Genomic DNA, 6,997 nt, shown 5'->3' on the forward strand with positions numbered 1-6,997 from the left:
AAGCTTCGTCTGTGCTACGCACCATTACCCTCCGGTCTCAGCCTTTAATCGAACCGCCCATGAGGCCCCGGACAAAGTATTTTTGCAGCAGGAAAAAGATCGCCAGCGGCATCAGCATCGAAATAAACGCCGCCGAGGTCAGCAGGTGCCAATCGTTGCCGCGCGAACCGACCAGGTCGGCAATCTTCATCGACATGACCTGAACGCTTGGCTGGTTACCGATAAAGATCAGGGATACCAGGTAATCGTTCCATACCCAGAGGAATTGGAAGATCCCGATCGAAGCGAGCGCGGGCACCGACAGCGGCAGAATCAGCCGGGAAAAAATCGTGAAATGGCTCGCGCCGTCAATGAACGCCGACTCGAACAGGTCCCTCGGCAGCTGGCTGATGAAGTTGTACATGAAGTAGGTCACCAGCGGCAGGCCGAACGCCGTATGCGCCAGCCAAATGCCCAGATAGCTGCCGTTCAGGCCGAGCGAGGTGAAATCCTTCAGCACCGGGATCAGCGCGACCTGCAGCGGAATGACCAGCATGGCGATAATGACGACGAACAGCGTCTTTCGCCCCGGAAAACGCAGCCACGCAAAGGCATAGGCGGCAAAAGAAGCGATCAGGATCGGAATCACCGTCGCCGGAACCGCGATCGTCAGCGTATTCCAGAACGCTTGGGAAAGGCCGGTCCCCTTCTGCACGGATTCGCTGCCGTCCGGATTCTTAAGCTTGTATTCCTTCCCGGACAGCACGTTTTTGTAGTTATCCAGCGTCAGTTCCGGTTTGAATACCCAACCCCGTTCCATCACGCTAAGCGTCCGCTGCCGCCGGTTCTCCCACATCAGCCGCTCCCCGTCGACCATGACGCCCTGCTTCAGCTGATCGTCGGTGAACGTCTTGCCGTTGACTTCAATCGGTTTGCGCAGGTCCAGATCCTTGGACAACTGTACGGTCTCGCCGGATTGCTTCCATGTCTGGTGGGGGAATACGTTCCACCAGCCGGTCTGCAGAATATCGGCGGCAGGCCGGAAGGAGGAGATGAACAGCCCCAGCGTCGGCACCAGCCAAAGGAGACAGATGAACCCGAGGACGATATTCACGATCGTCTTGCTTCCTTTTCGTTTGGCGCTGCGTGCCATCAGAATCCCCCCTGTTTGCGGAACTGCCGCAGATTCACCAGGACGACCGGAAGAACGGCGATCAGCAGCACGATGGCCAAGGTCGAACCGTAGCCGAAGTTCCGGTACATGAAGAATTGCCGGTAAAACTGCGTCGCGACCACTTCCGTATCGTACTGGCCCCCCGTCATGACCATGACCACGTCGAAAATCTTCAATGTAAATACGATGATCGTGGTGGTTACGGTCAGAATCGTCGTTCCGATGTACGGAATGATGATGCGGAAAAAGATTTTGATCTCCCCGGCCCCGTCCACGCGGGCCGCCTCCAGAATATCGTCCGGAACGCCTTTGATGGCGGCCGAGAAAATCACCATGGCGAAGCCGGTCTGCATCCAGATGAGGATGAGGATCAGGAACAGGTTGTTCCACGGTTGCACCATACTCGTCCAGGCTTGCGGTTCGCCGCCGAAAAAGGAGACGATGGCGTTGAGCAGCCCGATCTGATCATCTCCGGGCTGATAATAGTAAACAAATTTCCAGATAACCCCCGCAGCCACGAACGAAATGGCCATCGGCATGAAGATGATGGATTTCGCCAGCTTTTCGAAGCTGCTGCGGTCGGCCAGGATCGCGATCAAAAGCCCCAAGCTTACGCAGGCCAGCGTGCCGATAAACACCCACAGCAGATTGTTGCGCAGCGCGGTCCCCATCAGCCGGTCGCTGAAGATGGCCGCGTAATTGGCCAGGCCGACGAATTTATCCGACGAGGCGTTGAAAAAGCTCAGGTAAAGCGTGCGCAGCGCCGGAAGCACCACCAGCCAGCCCAGCAGAATGGCGGCCGGGCCGATGAAAATGTAGGGCAGCATTTTTCTGCGCACTTTCTCGGGGTACCGTTCCGCGGCCCAGTTCAGGCTCATGTAGATCAAGTAGACGCCCAGCACGCCCCAGATTACGGCAAGCACCGCGGTGACGAGCGGATTCAGCGATGCATCGCGGAAGAACAGGAAGATCGCGCCGTGCACGACGAGGTTGGCCAAAAGGACCGCCGCCGAGACGACGACGGCCTTTGGACTTGTTCTCTGCTTGGCTTGAGTACTCATGGCAACCCCTTAGTTGTTCCAGCCGGATTGCATTTGTTTCAGGGCTTCGTCCAGCGATGCCGTTCCGCTCACATAGTCGGTCATCCCTTTCCAGAAGGTCCCCGCGCCCACTTTGCCCGGCATCAGGTCGGACCCGTCAAACCGCAGTGTCGTGGCTTCCTGTACGAGCTTAGCCATACGGCGGTCCGACTCGGACATGTACCAGTCGAGCGGAGCGTCGTTCATCGGCGCGATCACGCCGCCGGATTGTACCCAGGATTTAATCGACTCGCCTGTCGTGAAGAACTCCATTGCCGCGCGGACTTCCGGACGGTCGTTGAACATGGCGTAAATGTCGCCGGCCACGAGAACCGGTTTGCCGTATTGCTCATCGATCGGCGGCAGGTAGAACCAGTCGTAATCTTCATCCACTTTGGCCGATTCCGGGAAGAAGCTGGTGATAAAGTTCCCTTGACGGTGGAGCCAAGCTTTTGGCGGGCTGTCGAAGAGAGGCGTCGCCGCATCGCCAAAGGCTGTCGTCACGATCGATTTGGTGCCGCCGTACACGTAATCCGGGTTCAGCCAAATATCGGACATGATTTCCACCGCGCGTTTCACTTCAGGCGAAGTAAATGGCAGCTCCCCTTTGACCCATTTGTCATAGTTTTCGGGGGACGTCGTCCGCAGCATAATGTCCTCTACCCAGTCGGTTGCCGACCATCCCGTGGCCGCGCCGCTCTCGATGCCGATCGACCAGGCCGGATCGCCGTCCTTGGCGATTTGCTCGGTGAGCGCCATCATTTCATCCCAGGTTTGAGGAATTTTGTATCCGGCTTCCTCAAACTGCTTTTTCGGGTACCAGACCAGACTTTTGGCGTTGCTGCGGTTCCAGATGCCGGCCATGATTTTGCCGTCCTTCCCGTCCATGGTCGCCATGTCGAGCCAGCTTTGGTTATAGTTCGCCTTCAGCTTTTCCTGATCAAGAATGTTCGTCAGATCGATGACCTTGCCGGTCTTCGCGATCGAGGCCAGCAGCCCCGGCTGCGGGAAGTCGGCGATATCCGGCGCGTTTCCGCCATCCACGCGGACGTTGATCGTCGCTTCGAATTCCTTGGACCCCTCGTATTGAATATCGATGCCGGTTTTCTCTTCGAATTCTTTGATGCTGGTTTCGAATTTGACCTGGTCGGCATCCACGAACGGTCCGAACATGGTCACTTTGGTGCCTTTATATTCGCCTTTCAGCGCCAGATCGAGCGGTGATCCCGTACCTTCCCCGCCGCCGTTTGCCGCGCCTTGATTATTTCCCGCCGCCCCGTTCTCCGCCGGTGCCGGAGCCGGGTCGTTCTTCGCGGCCTTGTTTCCGCCGCCGCAGGCGCTTAACATCATCGTGAAAGAAAGACAGAGTACGAGCAGTAATGCGAACTTGCGTCCCATCGTTTTCTTCATCCTTCAACATCCCCTTTTGATTATTTCGTATTTAGCGGTCAGATCTGAGGGTCTTGCGGTGTCGGCAGGCTAAAAGGCGGATCACCTCCTTAAATGAATGGCTCGAAAACCGGAGCCCTAATCAAGCGCCAAGTCTTCTTGTTTATTTGTACACGCTTTCATTTTTGCCGATTTAGCCTCTCTCACTTCTTTTTATTAGCGGCTGTGGAAGGGCTAATTTGCGAAAAAGCGTAATGAAATGCATTCGTTTGAAAAGCTTTTCACATTTGCCCGAAAAATACTTATTTTTCCCGGGTGGATTCTCTTACAATCAGTCTATGCTCCAATCTCTCCCGCGTGACCTTCACTCGGCCGGTCGCCACCAATTCATGAAGCTTCTCCACCGAACGGTACCCCATCTCGTACATCGGCTGGGCGATCGTCGTCAGCTTCGGGATGAACATGCCGGCCATCCGGACATTGTCGAAGCCGACCACAGACACCTGGCCAGGCACCAAAATGCTGCGGTCCTTCAAGTAGGAGATGACGCCCATGGCAAATTCGTCAGCCACGCAAAATACCGCTGTCGTCTCGGGATACTTGTCGAACAACTCCCGGGCCGCGTCATACGCATGCTCGAACCGGTAGCTGGCGAACACGATGTTGCCGCTGTTATGCTCAAGCCCCGCTTCAGCCAAAGCCCTGGCAAATCCGCGGCAGCGCGGCGGTCCGGCAACCGAATTCGGATCGTCGAAGCCCATCATCGCGATTCTTCGGTGTCCTAGCTCGATCAGGAATTTTACGGCATCATAGGCTCCCGCCTCGTCATTCACCTCGACGCTGGGCACCTCGTACTCGTAAGAGTGAGAGGACACTAGGACGAAGGGAATCCGGTACCCCGCCAGTTTCTCGTAGTATTCCGGAATCAGCTTATCGCTGGCAAAAATGATTCCGTCCACCTGCTTCTCATGAAACGCGTCGATATAAGCCAGCAGGCGCCCTTCGTCCCGGTCCGTATTGCAGATCATCAGACTGTAGCCCAGCTTGATGCAGGCGTCCTGCATACCGCGGATAATCCCGGCATAGTACAAATTCTCGATGTCCGGGATCAGCAGCCCCAGCGTGTAGGACTTCCGGTAAATCAAACCTCTGGCAAAAGAGTTCGGCTGATACTTCAGCTCCTCGATCGCCTCAAGCACCCGCAGGCGTTTGTCCTCGGTGACCGTGTCCGGCGCGTTCATCACGCGGGAGACGGTGCTGATGGATACGCCCGCCAATTTTGCTACATCCCTTATCGTTGGTTTCATAATCAGGTCTTCTTTCTTTTTGAAAAGCTTTTCAAGGGCATTATAGCAAACCGGAAAGGGGAATGACAATAGTTTTTTTGAAGCGCTTACAATTTAATATTTATATTAAATTCCTTGCTTCTTTATACAGGGGTAATGATGGTGCTCTGAGCCGTCGACCACATGATCGAACCGTTTGGGAAGTCATTGAGCCTAACAGCCTTTACTTCACCGGAACACGATGGGGCAGCCTTCTCGTTCGGAACTCTAGCGGAGCGGAACTTTAGCGGAACTGGAACTCTTACGGAACTATTAGCCGCTATTTTGCTCTAATCCACACTTTCGGATTTCTAACGGAACTGACAGCGCCTATTTGGGCTCATTTCCACCAAAATGACCTCTTTTTGCCGAAATAGCGCATTAATCTTGCAAAAACCTTAACATCAGTTAGTCGTAATGAGTTGAACTAATGATGGAGGGATAGAGGCAGCCGGGTGAAATGTTCTTCCGATCGCTGTTGCTCCCGGATTTCTTGATGAATTAAATTCAGATAAGGTAGAAGTCCGGTAACAAAGGCGAACGCTACGCTTCTCCAGAATCATTTCACCCTCTTGCCTTTTCCCATCCTATGCTCTAGTTCAACTTGTTTGCCAGTGATGTTTCGCCTCTCCCAAAAAGGCAAAAAAAAGCCCCACCTTACTTTCAAACGTACAGACACATTTTTTTCCAGAGTATAGTTTTTCTTCTGTTTTGGTTCTACATTTTTTTAGTAATAGATCATCCGTAGTTTCTCCAAACGTTCTGGATGAATTCTTGGACGACCGCCCTTTTTCCTTCGGCCCTTACTCGTCCGCTGCGTCACTGGATGTAAACGGTCCAAAAAATCGGTCCACGCATTCGTTAAATACGCACGCATCTTCCTCGTCACTTGGCCAATGGGCAGATCCGGAGCGTAGAGATACCGGATTTCTTCACACACTACGTACGCCAGTAGGTTTAAATAAATCAGGTTCCATACCGCCTGTGGCTTGTTGTTGTATATTTTTTTCAGATGCAAATTTGACTTCATGAATTTAAAAAATAGTTCCACTTTCCAGCGGTAGTGATACATTCGGGCCACATCTTCCGCTTTTACATCCCAGCGGTTCGTTAGAACTCGCACTTGATGAACCTTGTGCTTATTGTCGATAAACTCAAACTCGACCAGTCGGAACACGCCGGTTTGTTGGCTATCCGGGTCCTTGATTTCTACTTCGGCATCCCGCTTGATGAAACTCCCCGCGACCTTGGACTGAAGCACCCGTACTCTGCTGTTGCTCTTAAGTCGGACCACAAAGTAAATCTGATTTCGATCCCAATGGAGGAATTGTCCGTAACAGATATAACCTCGGTCAAACAAATAGGTGGTTCCTGGCTCCCAAACAAGGTGTTCCAGCACTTCCGAGTCTAGGTCGGCCACCATCGCCGTGGAGAGTACGATGCCTTTTAGCCAGGCGCTTATCTCGCCGGTGAGATGCAGGCAGGTATGCATTTTTACCGCACTCTCTCCCGCTTGGCGTAATGCCCACTTCCCTCGCGGTAGGCTCAGAGTGATTGACGAGGAGTCTACCGCGGCCAGTCGCCCAAGTCCCTTGAGCTTTTTCGGTAGTGTAGGTCCCTGGTGATGCCACAGGTTTTTGAGACGCTGGAGGAACAAGTTACGAACACTGTCGGTTGGAATTTGCGCTAGTTTTCGATTTAAGGAGGAAGCATGGATCGACTCCAAGCCTACCCATTTTTGCAGCCACGGAGCACTTCGTAAATGCTCTGTGATGTTATCTAGTGAACTCCGTTTTTGCAAAATGGCCTCCAGAAAGAGAAGAATCGTGTTGCCAAAGCAAAGCTTCTTGGCGTAATGATCGCCACAGAGTAAACGCACATGGACATCCAACCAACCTAAGGCTTGACGAATCACGGATGGGTTAGGTATCTTTTTATTCAAGGAGACCTCCTTTCGTATGTGTCTGTACAATTCTACGATAACTGGGGTCTCCTTTTTTTGTAAATTATTCTTCTTACTTTTTATGTCATTTTTTTTGCAAGATTACTGC

5 protein-coding genes are annotated in these 6,997 nt (G+C 53.1%); all 5 read right to left on the reverse strand.

All coding sequences use genetic code 11. The features are described from left to right. Positions 1–37 precede the first annotated feature (37 nt). Positions 38–1,132: a carbohydrate ABC transporter permease gene (locus V4U84_RS09065; RefSeq protein ID WP_334077047.1), complete on the reverse strand. Its 1,095-nt coding sequence runs from the start codon at positions 1,130–1,132 to the stop codon at positions 38–40. After that, complete coding sequence (locus V4U84_RS09070; RefSeq protein ID WP_334073451.1) at positions 1,132–2,214, reverse strand: carbohydrate ABC transporter permease; 1,083 nt, start codon at positions 2,212–2,214, stop codon at positions 1,132–1,134. Before V4U84_RS09070 ends, V4U84_RS09065 begins: the two co-directional genes overlap by 1 nt. A gap of 9 nt (positions 2,215–2,223) precedes the next feature. Then, entirely contained in the window at positions 2,224–3,642 is a 1,419-nt protein-coding gene (locus V4U84_RS09075; protein ID WP_334077048.1) for an ABC transporter substrate-binding protein, read from the reverse strand. Positions 3,643–3,923: 281 nt separating this feature from the next. Further along, positions 3,924–4,928: a LacI family DNA-binding transcriptional regulator gene (locus V4U84_RS09080; RefSeq protein WP_334073449.1), complete on the reverse strand. Its 1,005-nt coding sequence runs from the start codon at positions 4,926–4,928 to the stop codon at positions 3,924–3,926. Positions 4,929–5,673: 745 nt separating this feature from the next. Then, positions 5,674–6,888, reverse strand: a complete 1,215-nt coding sequence (locus tag V4U84_RS09085; RefSeq protein WP_334077049.1) for an IS4 family transposase — start codon at positions 6,886–6,888, stop codon at positions 5,674–5,676. Positions 6,889–6,997: the final 109 nt, after the last annotated feature.

The organism is Paenibacillus sanfengchensis (genome assembly GCF_036864765.1).
GTDB classification, from domain to species: Bacteria; Bacillota; Bacilli; order Paenibacillales; family Paenibacillaceae; genus Fontibacillus; species Fontibacillus sanfengchensis.